Genomic DNA, 21,788 nt, shown 5'->3' on the forward strand with positions numbered 1-21,788 from the left:
CCTTATCATCCCACCCCGTTTAGCATACAATAGGCACCATTCAATGTCAATCTGTTTCACTTCAAAAGTTGAGCTATTTGTTAATAATATCACAATTTGTTCACAAATATTTTTGCTGTTTCTATTGACTTTTTAATATTTTTTTATCTAAAATGATTGTCGTTTCATAGCTGCTTTCTTCCCCGTCTTTTTTTGCAAAAATGAGCGCTTTGTAAACGCCGTTTGGAATGTCCTTAAATTGCCCGGAAATATCTCTTTTCAACAAACCTCCCGGGATATTTCTTTGCCAGTCTAAAAACCCTTTGAATGTTAAAGTATCCGGATCATACAAGGCAATCCCGAATTCATCCGCCCCTTGCGGCAAATAAAGTTCATAATGGTACATATTCCCTTGATCGGCAAGACCAAATTCAAATCCCATGATTTTTGGATAACTCTGTTCGCCAACAACGAATAAATATGGAAGGCGGATTGTCTGGCTGCCGCCCGTCACAAGAAGAGTCCCGTCATACAATCCTTCCCTCAATGATTTCGGTGCAACATCAATCGAGACGGATACTTCTCTTTTCCCGTTAGCAGGAACCTTTACGGAAAGAGGGAGCTGCCATTGAACCCCTTTTTGATAATGCGGTTTCGAAAAAACAAACGTTTTTTCTTGATCGGAGAGATTTTCAAGAGTTAACGTGATCTCTTTCTTTTTCCTGCCGATATTTTTGTGAAATTGACCGAATGATAGAGATGCCGGATAAATGAGAGCTCTTGTCTGAACAGCTGATAAAATATCGATTCTTCCCGCCCCCTGCTCAAACACCTTGTACAGCCTTCCATTTTGATTATAAAGCGGTTTAGCAGTATTCATCATAGCTGCTTTTATTTGTTCCGGTAACCAATCTGGATGCTTTTGTTTGATCAGTGCCGCTGCGCCTGCTATATGCGGAGCAGCCATGCTTGTTCCTTGAAGAGCCATATACCCTTTAGGTATTGTGCTGTCAATTGCTACACCAGGCGCGACAAGATCGGGCTTCACTTCCCATGTGACTGTTACCGGTCCTTTTGATGAAAAGGGTGCGAGGCGATCTTTTTCTATCTGAATGGTTGTTTTGATGAACGATTTTTCATTCAATTGTTTCAGCAGCCATTCGCCATCTTCCTTTGAGATGGAGACAACAGGAAAGTCCAATTTTTCTTCTAAATTGCCGGTAAATCTCCCTTTCATGTTGTTGCAAATAATCAACGCTTGGGCTCCGGCTGATTTTGCATTTTTCGCTTTTTCGGCAAACGTGATCTCCCCGCGCTTCACCAAGGCTATTTTTCCTTTAACAGAAGGTTTAAAGTCTTTTTTCTCCCCTAAGCCTGCATATTCTATCCGTCCTCTAATTGTTGTCCAAGGGGCAGAATTGAACAAAGATTCAGCTGGTATTTTCTTTTGAAATCCTGAAAGGGTTAAATACTTTACGTCAAGCGGCGGTGTCGATGCGCCGACGGAAATTGCTTTGCTTGCAGTGCCAGGCGAACCGACGGTCCAAATGTTAGGTCCAGAGTTTCCGCTTGATACAACTGCAGTTATCCCCTCTTCAACGGCTCGGTTTAACGCCAGGCTTGTCGGATAATCCGGGCCGTTCACATCATTGCCAAGGGAAAGATTTACGATATCTACCTGATCCTCAATCGATTTTTCAATCGCTGCAATAACTTGGTCTGTCGTCCCGTATCCATGAGGGCCAAGCGCTCTATAGGCAATGATGGAGGCATCCGGAGCAACCCCTTTCAATTTTCCATTTGCGGCTATAATTCCTGCTACGTGAGTGCCGTGAATTGTCCTCGAATTGTCTTTCGCGACTGTTTCCATTGGGTCTTTGTCTTGATCTACAAAATCAAATCCGCCTTGATAATTTTTTTGTAAATCTCGGTGGTTGTAGTCGATCCCCGTATCTATAACAGCTACTTTCACTCCTTTTCCCGTCAATCTTTCATCCTTCGCGTCAAAATAGCCGCGTGCATCGATGCCGCCTATAAAAGGAACACTTTCTTCAACCGTTGCTTGAAAAGTCGTTACAGGCTCTGCATGTTCAATGTAAGGCTCTTTTACTAGCTGATCTAGGTCTCTTTTTTTCCCTTTTACGGAAAATCCGGTAAACGTTTTTTTATATTCCCAGCAAATGTTTATTTCCGGATATTTTTTTTGAATCAACTCTTTTATTTTTGAAAGGTTCTGATCTGACAAAACAATGATCATTGTGACTTGTTCATCAGCATTCTCTTCAGGGATTTGTGGATGTTCGGGGAAGGTCTTTGCAAAAGCAGTTATATCAAAAACGTGGAAAATGAAGACAAAAAGCAAACAAATTCGCACTGAAGGGTTTCCCATTTCTATCACCTCAGCACTTATTGTTCGCTATGAACATCAGTTTATTGCATGAAAAAAGTCGTTTTAAGGGAAAAGTGAGAAATTGATGGAGCTGTTTAATAAGTCGTTTTTACGGCTTATTGACGCCTATTAATGTTTCAGAAACGTTGATATATCGATGTTTATGATTTTGTGTTTTCAAATGGGGATTTGACTTTCTGGACAGCTCCTTATATTAATGAATTTTTCATACTATACAAAAAAGAAAGAGAGGGCACTTCACTTCGCCCTCTCCTGTTATTTTGTACCAAATAAACGGTCTCCTGCATCTCCTAAACCTGGTACGATATAGCCATGGTCGTTTAATTTCTCATCAAGTGCGGCAATGTAAATATCGACATCTGGATGAGCTTCTTCCATTGCTTTTACCCCTTCAGGAGCAGCTACTAGACACATGAAACGGATATTTTTTGCACCGCGTTTTTTTAGACACTCTATTGCTTCAACTGCTGAACCGCCGGTAGCCAGCATTGGGTCAACAACGATGAAATCCCGCTCTTCCACATCAGAAGGAAGTTTTACATAGTATTCTACAGGCTTTAATGTTTTCGGATCCCGATATAACCCGATATGGCCGACTTTTGCGGCAGGAATCAGTTTCAAAATGCCGTCAACCATTCCTAGCCCCGCACGCAAAATGGGAATAACCCCAAGTTTTTTTCCTGACAAGATTTTTGTTTTCGCTACTCCTACCGGGGTTTCTACTTCCACTTCCTCCAGCGGAAGATCTCGTGTTATCTCAAACGCCATTAATGTAGCAATCTCATCCACAAGCTCTCGAAATTCTTTTGTTCCGGTTTTTTTATCGCGAATATAGGATAGCTTATGCTGAATTAACGGGTGATCAAATACAAACACTTTGCCCAAGTTTCACATCTCCTTTTCTTTTGCCTCAATAGATTTTACAGAAAAAATTTTTGAGTTTCAACATTTTCACCAACCTTTTTCGACAACATTCCAAACGATGAAATCCATTTTAAATAGTTTTAAGAGGCAGAAAATTAAAATAAAAAAAAGAGCGTCCGAAGCATGTGGCTTCGAACACTCAATATTTCCTCAATAATTTGGGTAGAGCGGGAATTTTTCTGTTAAAGCTTGCACCCGTTTTCTCGCTTCTTCCAATTTAACTTCGTCTTGATGGAATTTCAATGCAAATGCAATAATCGATCCGATTTCATCCATTTCTTCCAAACCAAAACCGCGGCTTGTGACAGCTGCCGTTCCAATACGGATTCCGCTTGTAACAAAAGGTGATTCAGGATCGAATGGAATCGCGTTTTTATTCACAGTAATGCCGATTTCGTCCAAAACATGTTCAGCAACTTTTCCTGTTAATTGCAGGTTGCGGACATCAACTAAAATCAAATGGTTATCTGTTCCTCCAGATACTAAAGTCAGTCCTTCTTCTTTTAATTTTTCTGCCAGCCGCTTCGCATTGTTGATAATGTTTTGCGCATATGTTTTAAATTCTTCTTGTAAAACTTCTCCCAATGCTACCGCTTTTGCTGCAATAACATGCATTAACGGACCGCCTTGAATGCCTGGGAAAATGATTTTATCAATTTGTTTTGCAAATTCTTCTTTGCATAAAATCATTCCGCCTCTTGGACCGCGAAGTGTTTTATGCGTCGTAGTTGTTACAAAATGGGAGTACGGCACAGGATTTTGATGAAGACCTGCAGCAACAAGGCCGGCAATATGAGCCATGTCAACCATTAAGTAAGCTCCCACTTCATCAGCGATTTCCCGAAACTTTTTAAAATCAATTTCACGAGGATAAGCGCTGGCACCAGCAACAATGATTTTCGGTTTATGCTCAAGAGCTTTAGCTCGAACATCATCATAATCGATAAGATGAGTGTTAGGATCAACACCGTATTCAACAAAATTAAATTGCATTCCGCTGAAGTTTACCGGACTTCCATGCGTTAAATGGCCGCCGTGAGACAAATTCATTCCGAGAACAGTGTCCCCATGATTTAAGACAGCATAGTAAACAGCCATATTGGCTTGAGAACCGGAATGCGGCTGAACGTTTGCATGCTCAGCTCCAAAAATTTTTTTCGCCCGTTCGCGAGCTAAATCTTCCGCAACGTCAACATATTCGCATCCTCCATAGTAGCGACGTCCCGGATAACCTTCTGCATATTTATTTGTTAATACAGAACCTTGGGCCTCCATTACCGCTTCACTGACAAAATTTTCTGACGCAATCAATTCGATTTTCGTACGCTGGCGCTTTAATTCGTTCTGTATCGCTTCATATACTTCAGGATCCTGTTGTTGAATATATTTCATGAAATGTTCCCCCTCTAGTCTTTCATCGATTGAACGGCACAGGCGAGCGACAAAATCGTCATGCCGATCTACTTATTAATCAGAATAACCGTATTGATCATCCTTTGGCAACCCTTTTCTTTTATGTAAGCGTATTCTTCCCAAACTTTTTTTTGGCATGAATAGTTTTTAATTCGGAATTTCTTAAAACCTCGATTCTGCCTGTATACTTAAACTATCAGTTTGTAAAATGAATCATGTCTTGTACAACTCGACCAACGGAGCTTCTATACCTAGCTCAATGCACAGAGTCGTCAAGCAGGAAATGATCGGCAACCTGTATTTTCACTAAACAAAATCGCATCAAAGTTTGATACGACTTTTGCTTACAATTTCTAAAGATGGAGGGGCCCCGATACTTCAAAGAAATGATGTGCATGTTTTTTTTCGTTCCGCTCCACTTCTTTTATAAAAAATAGCAGCACAAACCATGACGTAAGTTCGCACTGCTAATATTCGAATGTTTATTTTGTATAAACTGCCCGCGCACCGCCGATAAGCTTCGGCCGGCTAAAAGCTAAGTTTACATGGGCTTGTCCGACTTGCTTGACCGAACTTCTAACAGGGACAGCAACATGCTTTAAATGCATGCCAATAAGTGTATCTCCGATGTCAATGCCTGCATCTGCCTTAATAAATTCAACAACAACCGGATCCCTCATATGCTCATAAGCAAACGCTGCCATGGAACCGCCTGCTTTCGGGATTGGGATGACAGAAACGATTTCGTAATTGCGCTTTTCTGCTGTTTCCCGTTCAACGACAAGAGCGCGATTCAAATGCTCGCAGCATTGAAAAGCGAGCTCTACACCTGTTTCTTTTTGAAATTCCGATAATGCAGAAAATATCATTTCGGCAACATCCGTATTTCCGGCAGTGCCGATTTTTTCTCCGATTACTTCGCTCGTTGAGCACCCTATGACAATCAGCTGCCCTTTTTGAATTGGTGCTTTTTCTTTAAAATCGGCCAGCACTGTTAAAAGCTGTTCCCGGTATTCTTGCAATTCCGGCATTCGATCATCACCTTATAAATGGGTTTCTTCATATTTTGAAATTTTTTCTATTCTATTCGCATGCCTGCCTCCCACATATTCAGTTGTTAGCCACGTTTTCACAATTTCGCGGGCAAGTCCCGGCCCGATGACACGTTCACCCATTGCAAGCATGTTGCTGTCGTTATGCTCCCGGGTTGCTTTTGCGCTAAACACATCATGTACAAGGGCGCAGCGAATACCTTTTACTTTATTGGCCGCTATTGACATTCCGATCCCTGTTCCGCAAATTAAAATACCGCGGTCAAATTCGCCTTTCGCGACTCGTTCAGCTGCCGGCAATGCGTAATCAGGATAATCAACTGATGTCCCACAGTCGCAGCCAATATCTTCGTATTCGATATTCATCTCGTCAAGCAATTTTTTGATTTCTTCACGTATGTTGACCCCTCCGTGATCTGAGGCAATTATGACTTTCACTAGATGCTCCTCCTTTTTATTTTTCATAAGTAAATCGATCGATTACTTTCTTTAGCTGCTGAGCGCTTGCTTCAAGCTCTCTCGTTAATTGATTAATGTTAGAAATATTATCAGCTTGTTCTTGTACAGATGAGGCCACTTCCTGTGCACCAGCAGATGTCTCTTCGGCAATCGCTGCCACTTCTTCGGATTGCGCTCCTGTTTGTTGAATGCTTTTTTGCTGTTCGTCCATCAGCTCGCTGATCACCTTAACCGCTTCGGCAACATGCAAAATCGATTTCGACATCTCGACAAGAATTTTCTCTGTTTCTTTCCCTCTTTGCGCTTCTTGTCGAGCTGTTTTCACTTGATCTCCAATCTGTTCAACAACATTGCTTACTTCTTTTTGAATGTTAGAGATCAGCTCGGAAATTCCTTGAACAGCTTTGGCGCTTTGGTCAGCAAGCTTTCGAACTTCTTCCGCAACGACAGCAAACCCTCTGCCGTGTTCACCTGCTCTTGCCGCTTCAATTGACGCGTTCAGCGCCAGCAGGTTTGTTTGATCGGCAATATCGCCGACAAGGGATACAATAGTCTCCACCTTTTTGGCATTTTCTTCAAGACGCTGTACCGCCAAAATAGATTGCTCGTTTTTTTCGGCCAACGATTGAATCCCTTTAATTAAAGATTGAAATATCTTTTTGCTTTGGTCAAGTGATTGAACCATTTCATTAGCCATTTTTTCGGATACTTTTGCTTTTTCTTTTACCTGACTAGCAAGCTCTACCGTATCTTCCACCGCTTCTGCTGTTTCCTGAATAGCAGCCGCCGATTGGTCGGCTCCTGTTGAAATTTCCTTAATCGTATATGAAATGCTTTCAGCTTGTCTTGTTGCCTGTTCTGTTGCAGCATGTATTTGTTTCACCTGCTCATTTGTTTGCTCAAAATTTATTTCAATGTTTTTCACCATATGTCTTAAATTGGAAAGCATTTCATTAAAGGCTCTGCTTAAGGACCGAATTTCATCATCTGATTTGATGTCAGGAACATTTACGGAAATATCGCCATCGGCCGCTATAAGAGCAGCCTTTTCAAGCCGCTTTAGCGGAGAAATAAGAAATCCAGCTGCAATAGCTGTTAAAATCCCTGACCATATGATTCCAAGAGTCAGCGTCAAAATGGTAAAAGATGTTCGGTCAATATATTGTTTCACATACTCGTATACAACATAAATGAAAAATCCGCTTGTTGAATATGTAATAAGAGCAACAATCGTAATAAAGATGACGATTTTTAAACGGATGCTGAATTTGTATCGATTCTTGTTTTTCACAGAGTCCACCTGCCTGCTAATTTGTTTCTAATTTTGAAATAAGCTTTTGAAGCAATTGCTCCAGCTCTTCCCTTGTTTTTCTGTACTTTTCCACGGAACTGCCAAACGGATCGGTAATATCACGTATCTCCCCATCTTTTCCAACAACGAACTCGCTTACCGTAAATGTTTTTTCGGCTGCTTTAGGAAAAAATTGGCATAATATGTTTTTATGATCTTTAGTCATCGTAAATACATATGTTGCCCAATCGATATGTTCTTCCGTAAGTTTTGAAGCACTGTGCTCAACATGTATTCCCTTTTCCTCCAGCACTTTTTTTGCATTTTCTGAAATTTTCTGCCCATCCAATGCAAACACGCCTGCTGAACGAACGTTAAATCCGCCGTTTTTTTGCAAATGCTTAAAAATAGCCTCCGCCATCGGGCTTCGACATGTATTTCCGGTGCAAACGAATAAAATATTTGTCACAAGGTTTTCTCCCTTCTATCTCTCCCTTTTGATGTTACCTTCATTATAATCAAAAAGTTCGAAAGAATGGAAACCATGAGGAATTTTTTTTTATTTTTATTATCGACCTGAATCCGTGATGAATTGAAATCGACTTTGATTTTGTTGTAATTTTGATGGATTGATAATCCATAAAACCCCTTTTATGCTTATGACCTATGTCATCTCTATTTCCGAAAATGGAACAAATCTCTTTTTTAGGTATACGAACCAAAAAAATAGACAAAAAAGCCCAGGGAGTGACGTTGGACATCAGTTCCCGAACATTCGTTCGTTATCTTACCTCTCTCCATTTCTGATAGACGTTCAGTAGGGGCTCGCTATAGCCACTCCTTCGCGTCAGTTTCATCCAGATCTGTCGTGATCGACGGACGAGTCGCCCTGCCATCGTGATCACCGTCTGAATAATCGTCTTGATGCGGCGGCGTTTCACTTTGTGGTGCAACGGATGTCTCGGATCGCTTAATAGATCTTGTCCAATCAGACGAAGAAGATTGTAAACGAAGGCTCCCATGACCAACACGAGCGCATTCGTTTTCATCTTCCCAGATGGAAGCCGCTCTAAATCTAAGTCGCTCTTCAGTTCGCTATGAAACTGTTCGCATGTCGCATGGTCATGATACAACGCGAGCACATCGCTCATTCGAACATGCTCGTATCCTTTGAGCCGCACCCAATAGCTTTCCACTTCATAATCAGGAACGAGCATCAGCTGTCCATTGCGTTCCATCGTCCGTTCCGTCACTTGGGTGACTTGAACGTACGTATACGTGTTTCCATCGATCGCTGCCTTCTGTGGAAGGCATAGCTCATAGGTTTGTACTCCTTCGCTTTGTCCATCATCGACACGTTTGCCCTTTTGCGAAGCGATCTGGAACCAAAGCGCTTTCGATTCTCGGCGTAAGTTTCGCTTGATGACAAAGTCCACGTCTTCCTTTAGGCATACGTGCACATTCGCTTCTGCATCGTTTCCTGCATCCATGCGAACAAGCAGACGAGATGAAGTCAGTTGACGAGCTCGACGGATAGCGGTGACTAAAAACGAGGGCATGTTGTCTTGCACATGTTGTTTCCCTGGACGCAACTCGGCATGAACGAGATACCCTTCCTTCCCTGCATACGCAAACAACGGTGTAAAACCGTCAAATCCTTTATACGTTCGACTGACTCCTTCTTTTTTCGTATCGGAGTTGTCAAATGGGGAACCATCTATATCAAGGGGAAGCCATGTCGTCTTTCCTTTGGTCCAACAAGGGGACAAAGTGGCATGTCGTTGAATCAACAGACGTATGGACTCCTCCCAAAGAATCGTTTCGGTCATCGGAAGACAAGCGAGCTGATCGAGTCGTTGTCGCAAGGTTGGAGAGGAAGGCACGTGCTGAATCCCCATCGATGCCGAAAAGATATCGTCCTGACGATACGCTTCGATATGATCGAAATCCGTTTTTCCTGTGGCAAGCAAGCCAATCATCGAGCGAATGACATCGCTATGGGAAATGTGCACTTCTCGACGAACCGTTGGAAGCCGAAGTGCGTTTACCCGTTTATCCAGTTTCGTTCGATGGAGTAAGTAGCCAACGAGAGCAAGCCCAGCACTTGGGGTAATCGCTTCATCTGTCAATACAAACCGAATCGGGAAATCTTTCATCACATCACCTACTTGATGAAGAATCGTCAACGTCGTTTTCCCTTATCGTATCAACGGTTTGCGACCATTGTAAAGATGTTTTGTCACGGATTCAGGTATCGACAAAAAGTCACAATTTTTTTGCATAATAGGCATATTTAACCAAAAAATTAACAAAAAAAGCAGGTCCAATGACTGTGCTCAAATGATTGGTTTAGACAATACAGCTTTCTACATTGAAAATAATAATTTCAAGCCAAATACAAGCAAAATGCTGCCGCCAAAAGCTTCACTATATGTGCCGAACCAATCTTGAACCCGTTTGCCGATCAATAACCCGCTCCAAGTGAGCACCATGCTCATAAAACCAAACATTACGACGGTTAACAAAACCTCCGCTCCGTAGATACCTAGACTTAATCCTACCGAAAAACTGTCTAAACTGACGCTCAGCGCAAAAAGGAACAGGCCGATGCCGACCGGTGCAATGAAAGGCGATTCATCGCGTTTAAAAGACGAATAAATCATTTGAATTCCTAAAAGAGTGAGCAGACATCCTCCAATATACATGGCAACTAAACCAAACTTTTCCGATAGTACTTTCCCCAAGACAATTCCGATAAGCGGCATGATCATATGAAAAATCCCAATATATATACCGATGTCAAAAATTTGCTTCCATCGCAAACGAACTAAGCCCATCCCAAGGCTAACTGAAAAGGCATCCATCCCTAATGCAAATGCCATTAAAAATAAAGTTACTATTTCTGCAGCCATATAGATAACCTCCCCCGGACACGCATATTGAACGATATGCACGTCAGAGGGACATTATGACAAAGAATGGCGCCCGGTTCATTGATCTCTGTTTATTTAACTGCGCGATCTGTTTCTGCCTATGCGTGCGATGGCAGATGAGCCTTTACCATTTTTATATTTGCTTTTGATCTGTCAATTCCGCCTGTTAAACAAAGGATCAGAAAGTCTGGACTCAAAAAAACCGGCCTGAGCGCCGATTTTTGTTCAAGGCATTAAAAGTTTACCGTTCTTTTATGATCCGGTGGGATGCAGCTTTTAACAAGCGATTCATAATAGCTTGTCCAACTCCTTCCGCAGGAAACGCTTCGCTGAATAATACATCCAGCTGTTCTTCATTAAACTTTCTGAGCGAATCATACAGTGCGCTGGCAACTGTTCGCAAATCGCTTCTTTTTCCGCAGACAACAATTTTATCCGCGCTGTAAAAACGACTATTTTCTTCTGTTGTCAACATCCCGACTTTTTTTTCTTTTTCTTTCTCTTTTTGTATTAATTGTTCAATAAATTCTTTGCTTCCATCAACAATCGTTAAAGGAGCATCAGGTGCATAATGTGTATATTTCATGCCCGGCGCTTTCGGCAATTCCTCCTGATTCAGCAGCGCAGCATCTATGCGCACCGTACCGATGACTTCTTCTAATTGCTGCTTTGTAACACTACCTGGACGCAGGATCACTGGAATATCCTCGGTGCAGTCAAGTACTGTTGATTCTACGCCAAGTCCAGTAGGGCCTGCATCGACAATTCCCGGGATTCGCCCTTCGAGATCATCCATGACATGTTTAGCAGAAGTTGGACTTGGCTTTCCGGAAAGATTGGCGCTCGGAGCTGCAATCGGCAGATTTGCTGCTTCGATTAATGCTAATGCTGCAGGGTGATCCGGCATGCGCACTGCTACTGTTGATAATCCTGCTGTGGCAAGATTCGACAGACCTTCTTTTTTTGGCAAAACAAGGGTGAGAGGGCCTGGCCAAAAACGGTCAATTAATGGATCAATCCAATCGGGATAGCTATCCACAATCTCTGTTAACTGTTCTTTTTTAGCAATGTGGATAATTAACGGATTATCGCTCGGTCTTCCTTTCGCGCTATAAATTTTTGCTACTGCTTCATCGCTTTTCGCGTTTGCTCCTAGTCCATAGACTGTTTCTGTTGGAAAGGCAACCAATTCATTTTTTTTCAATAGTTCGGCTGCCTGAACAATTTGTGGAGAATTTTTTGTAACATGCTCTAAATTATCCACAATCCAATGCTTCGTTTTCATTTCGTTTACTCCTTTGCTAATACATGAACGAGTGTTATGAATCTTTCTAAGCAATAGTGAAACTGTTCAATTATTTTTCAAGAACAAGCTTTATCCACAAACTGTGGATAAAGCTGTTGATTGCAGTGGATAAATTTTGTGGATATTGTGTATAATTTATACGTATCCATAGCGTTATTTTACCATAAACTCTACATTTGGAACGGATACCAACTGATTCATCAGATTTGACGCAAGCATGTGGGAAGGCAATTCATCCGCTTGAATCCTCCTGAAACCGAATATTTCTAATAACTCTGCTGCAGAATTTTTGTTGACTGCAAAATATATATTTTTCAAACGAAACTTTTCCATTAATAAGTCTGCTGATTTTAATAGGGAAATGATATGTCCTTGATTCAAATTGCTGGACACAACGCAAGAGCGGAGGAGGCCATCCTGATTGATGACTTCCATTCCTAGACATCCCGCTATTTCACCATGACCAGTCTCCATAATAATAAAATGGCTGTTGTCGAAGCCTTCCGTGGAAACGCCCGCTTGATCTGCAAATTGTTGAATGGTTTTTAAGTCTTCCCTTTCCGCAAACCGCAATGAATAATACACGCTTTCACCCCTTTTATTCGGACAAATCTAGTAATCAATGTATGAGGCAAAAGCTGAATTAGACCTATGAAAACAGATTTGTAAACCATTCTACTAAGAAAAATTTCACTTCTACTTCCTCATCATGTTCTTCAGGAGCGAATAAGTTTTTTGTTTTCTCTAATTTCTTTTCTTCTTTTACTTTATCCTTTTCTTCATCCTGTTGAATAGCTTCACCGCTTGAAAAGTCGACAAAGCAAAGCGGCGGAAACAACACACACCACCAGTTGGCTCCTTTTCCTTCTCCAAGAGTGATCAATATGGCTTCATAGTTTCCAGCCGGATAAAGGAAATTTCCATAAAGCTTTGTCGGAAATTGAATTTTTTTAAACTCCACTGTAAAGGATTGGCTGCTGTTTTCCTGTTTTAAAACGCTTTGGACGATATCCTTAATTTCTGGTATTTTTGCTCGAATGATTTTACGCGCCTCTTCAATCGAAGTTAGATCCTGAACCCATTGATTAATTGCTTCATTGACCGCATTCCGAACATTCCGTTTTAAAGCTTGATCTTCCGGAGAATCGCTATTTGCTAAAATTCGCAGACGAATGGCTTCGTCAGGAATGATCACCGTCTCATTTTGTTTTGCGTCTGTCGGCATTTCATAAGCTGTTAATAGGCTGCCAAACAGCATTAAAAAAATATATATAACAGATAATTTCTTTTTCATCGTTTTTCCTCTCCCTTCAGTACGTCATTATCGACAGAAGAGAGAGATCTTAAACATAAAATTGGTTCAGATTTAAAGTTTGCTAGAAAAGGAGGGAATGGCTCGAAAAGCTTATTATAACGAAAGGACAGCAAATACTTTCCGTTCTTTTCCATTCATATCGTATTCAATTTGTACCTCTGCTTTTGGAAACCTATTCTCTAGCATGCTTTTCACATCTTTTCCTTGTCCGTGCCCGATTTCAAATGCGATTAATCCAGGGTAGCGGATCACATCTGGAAGCTGCTCCACAATTTTTCGATAATACAAAAGGCCGTCCGCTCCTCCTGAAAGCGCTAATGTCGGCTCCCAGTCCTTTACAACCGTTGACAGCTCCATGATTTCTTCATCCGGAATATACGGCGGATTGGACACAACAACATCCGCTTTTTGCTTTGCATTTATAATAGGGTTCAGCAAATCGCCTTGATAAAAATGCACATTAGCACAAAGCTTTTCGCTATTTTCTTTTGCCACTGCAAGCGCTTTTTCGGAAATATCGGTGGCAGACACGCGCATTTTTTTATCTTCAAGAGCCAATGTGACGGCAATAGCACCGCTCCCCGTGCCAATATCTACAACATCGATTTGCTCCCTTTCAGAAAATAAACGTTCAGAGTGGAGCAGCACGCCTTGAACTAGCTCTTCCGTTTCCGGTCTCGGAATCAATACATGCTCGTTCACCTTAAAAGGGCGGCCGTAAAATTGTTCGCAGCCGATAATATATTGCACAGGCATCCCTTGAGCATGTTTTTGCACGTCCTGCTGAAAGATTTCCCATACTTGTTTGTCAATATCCATTCTTAAATCGGCAAGCAAGCTCGCCCGACTTTTCTTCATATGATGCAAAAGCAGCAATTCTCCCGCATTCTCATCTCTTCCCGCTTGTTTTAAAAAAGAAGAAGCCCATTTGAGGGCTTCGAAAACTTTCGGCATGGTTTACTCCCCTTGGGATTGCAGTTTTTTCGCTTGATCTTCTAAAATGAGGGCATCGATAATTTCATCCAATTTTCCTTCTAGGATGAGATCAAGCTTTTGTAATGTGAGACCGATACGATGGTCTGTAACTCTGTTTTGCGGGAAGTTGTACGTACGAATGCGTTCCGATCGATCACCGGTTCCAACAGCAAGCTTTCGGTTTTGATCGTATTCCGCTTGCGCTTCTTGGCGGTATTTATCTAAAATGCGGGCACGCAAAACCTTCATGGCTTTCTCTTTATTTTTTATTTGCGATTTTTCATCCTGGCAGGATACGACAATTCCGGTTGGAATGTGTGTTAAACGTACAGCTGACATCGTAGTGTTAACGCTTTGTCCTCCAGGACCGCTTGATGCGAATGTATCAACACGGATATCTTTCTCGTTAATTTCTACTTCTACCTCTTCCGCTTCCGGCAAACAGGCGACTGTTGCAGTTGACGTATGAATTCTGCCTCCAGATTCCGTCTCCGGTACCCGCTGCACGCGATGGGCACCGTTTTCAAATTTTAATTTGGAATAGGCTCCTTTTCCTGTAATCATAAAAATGATCTCTTTATAGCCGCCAGTCCCGGTCGTGTTTGCTTCCATCACTTCTATTTTCCAGCCTTTATCTTCCGCATACCTAGTATACATGCGGTAAAGGTCTGCAGCAAAAAGCGCTGCTTCCTCTCCGCCTGCTGCACCGCGGATCTCCATGATAACGTTCTTTTCATCGTTTGGATCTTTTGGAAGCAATAAAATTTTTAATTGCTCAATCAGCTCGCTTTCCCGCGCTTCAAGCTCTGCCAGTTCCTCTTTTACCATTGCCCGCATTTCTGGATCAAGCTTTTCTTCAAGCATGCTTTTTGCATCTTCTAGCTGCTCTCTTACCTTTTTATATTCACGGTAAACTTCAACCGTTTCTTGAAGATCAGATTGTTCTTTCGAATATTCGCGCAGCTTTTTCGGATCGTTGACAACCTCCGGATCCATTAAAAGCTCATTCAATTTTTCATATCGGTCTTCAACCGCTTGCAAACGTTCTAACACGGAATTTCACCTCTATTTTTAATCATAGCCCACTCATAGGGAAACTCCTATGTGGTGCACCGTTTGTAACTTTCTAAATTATAGTATAGGAAACTGTACCAGTCAAAAACAACCGTTTTTAACAATTGGGAAGCAAAAAAGCTTTTTTCGATATGCGATGCTGCAAAGTCGATTTTACAGGTTCGGACGGCTTTTATAATCACATCAAGGTTTTGTTAAAAAGCGATTAATCAATCCAATATGCTGCCATCATTTGTACCAAACTAGCAACCTTTTAAAATTTTTCGTTTTTGATCTAGAGTGCAGGACAAAATCAAGTCGGCTGACAGACAAAACCAGATGTATGCGGACGAATGATTCTGCCATGAAATAGAATCAGCGGCCGAATGGAACAGAATATATTTTTTGAAGCTCTCGCAGTTTCAAACGTTCGGATAATTGCCGGCTCCTCTGTCGATATTCTAGAACTTTTGCCGGATGACCGCTTGTTTTGTCAAACAGGAAGGGTTCTCCTATAAAAAGCTGAATATGTATATTATGATCGTTTGAAAGGGGAGGTTCGATGAATACAACCGATGCTGCCAAAAAAATCGGTGTTTCTCCGAAAACAGTTCAGCGCTGGATCAAACAGCTTAATCTTCCAATGGAACGGAACGAACTTGGACATTATATGTTTTCTGACGAGGATATCACCTTGCTCAAAGAAGTTCACAATCAAATAAAACAAGGAGTTCCAATGCAACAAGTAATAGTAAAAGCGAAAAGAAAAGAATCGGCTAAAAATGCTGGTGGAACGGTTTCGAACGAATTGTTGAAAAAAATAGCGGATCTGGAGCAAATGATCTATTCAAAAGCTGACGATGTCGTGTCATATCAGCTTTTAGTGCAAAGAAAGGAAATTGAAGAGCTGACAGGAAGGATCGAGACGCTCGAAAGAAAAATAAAAGAGCTTGAAAGCAAAAAAAGTATGCCTGAACTTCAAATGTCTTCGATTGATAAACCCCGAAAAAAGAAGGCAGTATATAAAACGCTGCTCAGCTCCATTTTCGGTTTATAAGCCCATCTTCATGACACACACTCGATACACGAAATCAATTTTCGATTTATAAGTTCTTTATAAAACTCGCTCAATCGGTGAACGAGTTTTATTTTTTATTGATTAACTGAACATGCAAGTTGTATCGGGGCAGTGCGCGCTGCAACTTGTCATACAGCTCCTTTTGCCGGTTTTCGCGTTGTTGTTCCGTCAATTTTTGTGATGTATAAATAACCGCCCAAGCATCGTCCCCATTTGTCCAAAAAGAATCGAGCTCTAAACCTTTTTCAGTTTCCAGTGTACGGACGATTTGTTCTTTTGCCTCCCTGATCGTCAAGGGGCTGTTCGCAATATTTATGTTTGGATTTTGTGTTTGCTGGTCGACCACATCTCCTGTATTTTCAGGCTTAACGTCCCTCGTCATCAGGTTGGATCCATTATGATCGAGATTTAATGAGCGATTATCTGATATTTTATCCGCCGTTCCACACCCTGACAGTAAATATATTGCCGCCAAAATGAATGGTATCAATATTCGCATAAAAAGCACCTCCTGTTCTTAAGGTGCCCAAAAGGATCAGCTCTTTTAAATGAAAATATTTCCTTATCGTAAGATTCTCTTCATCACACCTTGCCGACAACGTTTCTTCCCATCTAATGCAAATAAGCAATGATTCATAACGGCGGATTCGCGTGGCACTTTCGGCAGACAGGATAGTACTTGTCATTTCCTCCGATTTGGATTTGCTCGCCCGAATATACTGGTTTGCCGTTGTCGTCAATCCGTAAATTCATTGTTGCTTTCCTTTCGCAGAACCAGCAAATCGTTTTCATTTCCTCAATTTTATCCGCAAAAAGCAGCAAATATTTGCTTCCTTCGAAAAGCTCATTTTGAAAATCGTTTTTCAATCCAAACGCCATTGCGGGAATATTCAATTTGTCAACAATATCCGCAAGCTCAAGTACATGCTTTTTCTTTAAAAATTGTGCCTCATCCACTAGCACACAGTACGGCTTAGGCTGATACTCCTTCACAATTTGGAAAATATTCGTATCATCGTAGATCGGTATCGCTTTTCGTCTGAAGCCAATTCTGCTTGATACATATCCAACTTCATCACGAGTATCAATGGCAGACGTGAAAATCAGCACCGATTTGTTTTGTTCCTGATAGTTATGAGCAACCTTTAAAATTTCGATGGATTTGCCGCTGTTCATCGCCCCGTATTTAAAAAACAATTGCGCCATATTTAAAAATCTCTCCCCGTTTTATAAAAACATGTCAAATAAGTGAAAAAACAGGCAGAATGAAAAGACTGCCTGTTTTACATAATTATTTAAGACCGTATTTTTTGTTAAATTTGTCTACACGTCCGGCTGCAGTTGCAAATTTTTGACGGCCTGTATAGAACGGATGGCATTCAGAACAAATTTCAACGCGCACCTCATCTTTAACAGAACCGCTTTCAAATTCGTTTCCGCATGCACATTTTACGAGTACTCTTTTATAATTTGGATGAATTCCCGGTTTCATAGTTTTCAACTCCTTTACGCCCTGAATCATTTCGAAACAGAGTTTATCTATTCGGAAACGTGCAATTATTTCACGCTTCAACATTCTTAAACACACATGAAAAAATTATAACAAGGGTTTACAAGAAATGCAACATAGTTAGAAACTTTTTATGCCAGTTGTTTTCCATTCTTCTTTTAGCATTTCAAAAAATTCCTCATTTGATTTCGTTTGGCGCATTTTCTTTAAGAAGCGTTCAGCAAAATCCATCTGATCCGACATAGATTTTCGAATCGCCCATAACATTTCTAAATGCTCTTTCGGAATTAACAATTCTTCTTTTCGTGTACCGGAACGGCGAATATCAATGGCAGGGAATATTCTCCTTTCCGCTAATGAACGATCAAGATGAAGCTCCATATTTCCCGTTCCTTTAAATTCTTCGTAAATGACATCATCCATTCGCGATCCCGTATCTACAAGCGCAGTTGCCAATATCGTCAAGCTGCCGCCTTCCTCAATGTTCCGCGCCGCCCCAAAAAACCGCTTCGGACGGTGAAATGCGGCAGGGTCAATCCCTCCTGACAGCGTCCGGCCGCTTGGCGGAATTACTAAGTTATATGCGCGGGCCAGCCGGGTTATGCTGTCCATTAAAATAATGACATCCCGTTTATGCTCCACAAGACGCATCGCTCGTTCAAGAACGAGTTCAGCGACTTTAATATGATTCTCCGGCACCTCATCGAAAGTTGAGCTTACGACATCCCCTTTTACAGAACGTTCAATATCGGTTACCTCTTCAGGACGTTCATCAATAAGCAGCACAATAAGTTCAGCCTCAGGATGGTTCGTCGTAATGGCATTGGCAATTTCTTTTAAAAGCATTGTTTTTCCTGCCTTAGGGGGTGCCACAATTAAACCGCGCTGCCCAAAGCCGACTGGTGTAATTAAATCCATAATTCTTGTTGATAAATTTTTAGGTTCGGTTTCCAATTTCATTTGTCTATTTGGATAAAGAGGAGTAAGGCCCGGGAAATGGACGCGTTCTTTCGCAGATTCGGGGTCGTCGCCATTTACCGCTTCAACGTGCAGCAATCCGTAATATCGTTCATTTTCTTTTGGCGGGCGGACTTTTCCAGATACTTTATCGCCGTTTCTTAAATCAAAACGGCGGATTTGCGAGGCTGAAATATAAATATCCTCTGCGCTGGGAGAATAGTTAATTGGACGAAGAAAACCAAATCCTTCAGAAGGAATGATTTCTAAGACGCCTTCCATAAATAGCAAATCTTCTTTCTCCGCATTTGCTTTTAATATTGCAAAAATTAATTCCTTTTTTGTTAATTTGCTGTAATATGAAATTTTAAATTGCCGTGCTAGTTCATACAACTCTTTTAATTTCATATTTTCAAGAGTTGAAATGGAAATCTCGCTCATACTTACACCACGCTTTTCTTACCATATTCAAAATGTTTCACGTTTCGTTCTTCCATCCATTAAAATTTGTTGTTTGAAAACGTAAGGGCAAATGGATTGAGAAGGAGGCAGGAAGGTAGGAAGCTTAAAAGCAGAAATCTTTTTATAACAACCTCTTTATTTTTACCTTATTTTTTTACTTTTCGCAATACATTTCAAGCTAAAAAACAGCGGAAAGTATTTTGAAGGGTATATTTTTAAAAAGCAGAGGAGATCTATTCGTCTCCTCTCACTAAGATCGAATAACTAAATTCGGTTTTTTATTCAAAGAATGGCGGCCATCGATAAAGCGAACTGTTCCGGATTTCGCACGCATCACAACAGAATGAGTCGTTGCAATAGAGCTTTTGAATTGCACACCTTTTAACAGCTCGCCATCCGTTACACCTGTTGCAGCAAAAATCGCATCATCGCCTTTTACTAAGTCTTCCATTCGAAGAGTTTTGTTGACATCAATCCCCATTTTTTTACATCGTTCCAGCTCTTGGTCATTTTGCGGCAGCAGCTTTCCTTGTATTTCTCCTCCTAAACATTTTAAAGCAACTGCTGCCAACACTCCTTCAGGAGCCCCTCCAGATCCGAACAAAATATCAACGCCCGTATGGTCAAAGGCGGTATTAATTGCCGCAGCGACATCGCCGTCATTGATCAGTTTAATGCGAACACCCGCTTCTCGAAGGGTTTGAATAATATGCTCATGTCTTTTTCGATTTAAAACAGTTGCTACAACATCTTCGATATCTTTATTTTTCGCCCTTGCAACAGCTTTTAAATTGTCGATGATCGGAGCATCAATATCTATGCACCCGACAGCTTCAGGCCCTACTGCAATTTTGTCCATATACATATCTGGCGCATGGAGCATGTTCCCATGGTCGGCTACCGCTATAACTGCAAGTGCGTTCCAGCCGCCTGACGCCACAATATTGGTTCCTTCCAATGGATCTACGGCGACATCAACACGCGGACCGTAGCCGTTGCCAAGCTTCTCCCCAATATACAGCATCGGAGCCTCGTCCATTTCTCCTTCTCCAATCACGACTGTTCCTTTCATCGGGATCGTATCTAGAACGGTTCGCATTGCTGAGGTCGCGGCATCATCCGCCTCATCTTTTTTGCCGCGGCCCATCCAACGTGCAGACGCAAGGGCAGCTGCTTCTGTCACACGTACAAGTTCCATTGATAAACTTCTTTCCATTTTGTGTTCCTCCCCCTTTGATGTCATTTCATGCAAAATTGGTGATTCTTATGAATTTTGCAATTGCTGAATTTCTTGGTCAGTTAATTTCTCCCTCCATATTTTGGCGCCAATCCCGGCAAGTTTTTCTTCTAAATGGCTGTATCCGCGATCAATATGGTCGATGCCGGTTACCTCTGTTATTCCATCGGCCATTAAACCCGCTGCTACAAGCGATGCCCCTGCCCGAAGATCGCTCGCTTTTACTTTTGCACCTTGAAGAGTTGACGGACCTGTTATGATCGCAGACCGACCCTCCACTTTGATTTGAGCACCCATCCTTCTTAATTCATCAATATGCTTGAATCTTGAAGAGTAAATGGTATCTGTCACCATGCTTGTTCCGTTCGCCTGTGTCAAAAGCGTTGTCATAGGCTGCTGCAAATCGGTTGGAAATCCCGGGTACACGAGAGTTTTTATATCGACAGGATTTAATTCTTTATTTCGACGGGCGATATAAACTTGATCATCGCTCGTTTCTACATGGACCCCCATTTCCCGAAGCTTCGCAATAAGGGATTCGAGATGAAGAGGTATGACATTGTCAACGATGAGCTCTTCTGCAATGCCAGCACCGATAATCATATACGTTCCTGCTTCAATTCGATCCGGAATAATCGAATGGCGGCAGCCATGCAGCTTTTCAACCCCATCGATCCGGATGACGTCCGTTCCGGCCCCTTTTATTTTTGCACCCATACTGGATAATAAAGTTGCAACATCAATAATTTCGGGTTCTTTTGCAGCATTTTCAATAATTGTCCGCCCTTTTGCCAAGACCGCTGCAAGCATGATGTTTATGGTGGCACCCACGCTTACAACATCAAGAAAAATCCGAGCTCCTCTAAGCTCATCCGCACGCAAATAAATGGCACCATGCTCATTTGTTACAGAAGCACCTAAAGCTTCAAACCCTTTTATGTGCTGGTCGATTGGTCTCGGACCTAAATGACAGCCGCCGGGAAGCCCGATCACCGCTTTTTTAAACCGGCCAAGCATCGCTCCCATTAAATAATAAGAGGCTCTCAGCTTTTTCACTTTTCCGTTTGGAAGCGGCATTGAAAGCATGCTTGTCGGATCGACTGTAATATCGTTTTGGTGAAACGAAACTTTGCCCCCTATTTCCTCCAATAAATCGCCCAAAATATGTACATCAGATATATCTGGAAGCCCTTCAATCGTAACGGATGAGCTTGCTAAAATTGTTGCTGGAATCAATGCTACTGCGCTATTTTTGGCGCCGCTTACCTTCACCGTACCTTTCAACTTCTGCCCGCCTGCAACTTTTAACTTTTCCATAGCAGTCTCCCTTCTTGTGACCTAACAGTTTGCTAAAGAAAACGGGATCCAGATTTTCTTTAACAAACTGTCATGATGAAAAGCCCTCTTTACACATTGATTACCATTTGTTGAAAA

21 protein-coding genes are annotated in these 21,788 nt (G+C 41.7%); 1 reads left to right on the forward strand and 20 read right to left on the reverse strand.

Annotation, left to right across the window (positions count from 1 at the left end; all coding sequences use genetic code 11):
* Nucleotides 1-121 precede the first annotated feature (121 nt).
* From NSQ71_RS17415 to prfA, 14 genes are all read right to left on the reverse strand, one after another.
* A complete protein-coding gene (locus NSQ71_RS17415; protein WP_340734329.1) occupies nt 122-2,368 on the reverse strand; it encodes a S8 family serine peptidase in 2,247 nt (748 codons plus the stop codon).
* 276 nt (nt 2,369-2,644) lie between these two features.
* Complete coding sequence (upp, locus tag NSQ71_RS17420; RefSeq protein ID WP_063389021.1) at nt 2,645-3,274, reverse strand: uracil phosphoribosyltransferase; 630 nt, start codon at nt 3,272-3,274, stop codon at nt 2,645-2,647.
* A 189-nt stretch (nt 3,275-3,463) separates the two neighbouring features.
* Nucleotides 3,464-4,705, reverse strand: a complete 1,242-nt coding sequence (glyA, locus tag NSQ71_RS17425) for a serine hydroxymethyltransferase (protein ID WP_340734330.1) — start codon at nt 4,703-4,705, stop codon at nt 3,464-3,466.
* A 503-nt stretch (nt 4,706-5,208) separates the two neighbouring features.
* On the reverse strand, nt 5,209-5,757 hold the full coding sequence (locus tag NSQ71_RS17430) for a TIGR01440 family protein (protein ID WP_063389023.1): 549 nt from the start codon (nt 5,755-5,757) through the stop codon (nt 5,209-5,211).
* Between the two features lie 12 nt (nt 5,758-5,769).
* Nucleotides 5,770-6,216 carry a ribose 5-phosphate isomerase B gene (gene rpiB / locus NSQ71_RS17435; RefSeq protein ID WP_063389024.1) on the reverse strand — a complete coding sequence of 149 codons (447 nt, stop codon included), beginning with the start codon at nt 6,214-6,216 and terminating at the stop codon, nt 5,770-5,772.
* A gap of 16 nt (nt 6,217-6,232) precedes the next feature.
* Nucleotides 6,233-7,528: a methyl-accepting chemotaxis protein gene (locus NSQ71_RS17440; protein WP_066251307.1), complete on the reverse strand. Its 1,296-nt coding sequence runs from the start codon at nt 7,526-7,528 to the stop codon at nt 6,233-6,235.
* A gap of 16 nt (nt 7,529-7,544) precedes the next feature.
* Entirely contained in the window at nt 7,545-7,997 is a 453-nt protein-coding gene (locus tag NSQ71_RS17445; RefSeq protein WP_327848500.1) for a low molecular weight protein arginine phosphatase, read from the reverse strand.
* Between the two features lie 313 nt (nt 7,998-8,310).
* On the reverse strand, nt 8,311-9,684 hold the full coding sequence (locus NSQ71_RS17450; RefSeq protein ID WP_339195758.1) for an IS1380-like element ISGsp2 family transposase: 1,374 nt from the start codon (nt 9,682-9,684) through the stop codon (nt 8,311-8,313).
* Nucleotides 9,685-9,894: 210 nt separating this feature from the next.
* Complete coding sequence (locus NSQ71_RS17455) at nt 9,895-10,440, reverse strand: manganese efflux pump MntP (protein WP_063389026.1); 546 nt, start codon at nt 10,438-10,440, stop codon at nt 9,895-9,897.
* Nucleotides 10,441-10,702: 262 nt separating this feature from the next.
* Nucleotides 10,703-11,746, reverse strand: a complete 1,044-nt coding sequence (locus tag NSQ71_RS17460) for an L-threonylcarbamoyladenylate synthase (protein ID WP_339198010.1) — start codon at nt 11,744-11,746, stop codon at nt 10,703-10,705.
* Nucleotides 11,747-11,920: 174 nt separating this feature from the next.
* Entirely contained in the window at nt 11,921-12,352 is a 432-nt protein-coding gene (locus NSQ71_RS17465; protein ID WP_340734331.1) for a GNAT family N-acetyltransferase, read from the reverse strand.
* 64 nt (nt 12,353-12,416) lie between these two features.
* Nucleotides 12,417-13,061 carry a stage II sporulation protein R gene (gene spoIIR / locus NSQ71_RS17470; protein WP_063389029.1) on the reverse strand — a complete coding sequence of 215 codons (645 nt, stop codon included), beginning with the start codon at nt 13,059-13,061 and terminating at the stop codon, nt 12,417-12,419.
* A 114-nt stretch (nt 13,062-13,175) separates the two neighbouring features.
* Nucleotides 13,176-14,036, reverse strand: a complete 861-nt coding sequence (prmC, locus tag NSQ71_RS17475) for a peptide chain release factor N(5)-glutamine methyltransferase (RefSeq protein ID WP_340734333.1) — start codon at nt 14,034-14,036, stop codon at nt 13,176-13,178.
* A 3-nt stretch (nt 14,037-14,039) separates the two neighbouring features.
* Nucleotides 14,040-15,110 carry a peptide chain release factor 1 gene (gene prfA / locus NSQ71_RS17480; RefSeq protein WP_063389031.1) on the reverse strand — a complete coding sequence of 357 codons (1,071 nt, stop codon included), beginning with the start codon at nt 15,108-15,110 and terminating at the stop codon, nt 14,040-14,042.
* 562 nt (nt 15,111-15,672) lie between these two features.
* Between prfA and NSQ71_RS17485 the strand changes: the two genes are divergently transcribed.
* Nucleotides 15,673-16,167 carry a MerR family transcriptional regulator gene (locus NSQ71_RS17485; RefSeq protein ID WP_327856152.1) on the forward strand — a complete coding sequence of 165 codons (495 nt, stop codon included), beginning with the start codon at nt 15,673-15,675 and terminating at the stop codon, nt 16,165-16,167.
* A gap of 88 nt (nt 16,168-16,255) precedes the next feature.
* Here the strand turns inward: NSQ71_RS17485 and NSQ71_RS17490 are convergent, their stop codons facing one another.
* From NSQ71_RS17490 to NSQ71_RS17515, 6 genes are all read right to left on the reverse strand, one after another.
* Nucleotides 16,256-16,687, reverse strand: coding sequence for a hypothetical protein (locus NSQ71_RS17490; RefSeq protein ID WP_066251326.1), 432 nt, complete (start codon nt 16,685-16,687; stop codon nt 16,256-16,258).
* Nucleotides 16,688-16,821: 134 nt separating this feature from the next.
* Nucleotides 16,822-17,394, reverse strand: coding sequence for a thymidine kinase (locus NSQ71_RS17495; RefSeq protein ID WP_340734335.1), 573 nt, complete (start codon nt 17,392-17,394; stop codon nt 16,822-16,824).
* Between the two features lie 85 nt (nt 17,395-17,479).
* Nucleotides 17,480-17,680, reverse strand: coding sequence for a 50S ribosomal protein L31 (gene rpmE / locus NSQ71_RS17500; protein WP_063389035.1), 201 nt, complete (start codon nt 17,678-17,680; stop codon nt 17,480-17,482).
* Nucleotides 17,681-17,818: 138 nt separating this feature from the next.
* Nucleotides 17,819-19,096, reverse strand: a complete 1,278-nt coding sequence (gene rho / locus NSQ71_RS17505) for a transcription termination factor Rho (RefSeq protein ID WP_063389036.1) — start codon at nt 19,094-19,096, stop codon at nt 17,819-17,821.
* A gap of 271 nt (nt 19,097-19,367) precedes the next feature.
* Nucleotides 19,368-20,333, reverse strand: a complete 966-nt coding sequence (glpX, locus tag NSQ71_RS17510) for a class II fructose-bisphosphatase (protein WP_094244720.1) — start codon at nt 20,331-20,333, stop codon at nt 19,368-19,370.
* A 48-nt stretch (nt 20,334-20,381) separates the two neighbouring features.
* A complete protein-coding gene (locus NSQ71_RS17515; protein WP_340734336.1) occupies nt 20,382-21,671 on the reverse strand; it encodes a UDP-N-acetylglucosamine 1-carboxyvinyltransferase in 1,290 nt (429 codons plus the stop codon).
* Between the last annotated feature and the right edge of the window lie 117 nt (nt 21,672-21,788).

Origin of the sequence: Aeribacillus sp. FSL M8-0235 (genome assembly GCF_038000355.1) — a bacterium.
GTDB classification, from domain to species: Bacteria; Bacillota; Bacilli; order Bacillales; family Aeribacillaceae; genus Aeribacillus; species Aeribacillus composti.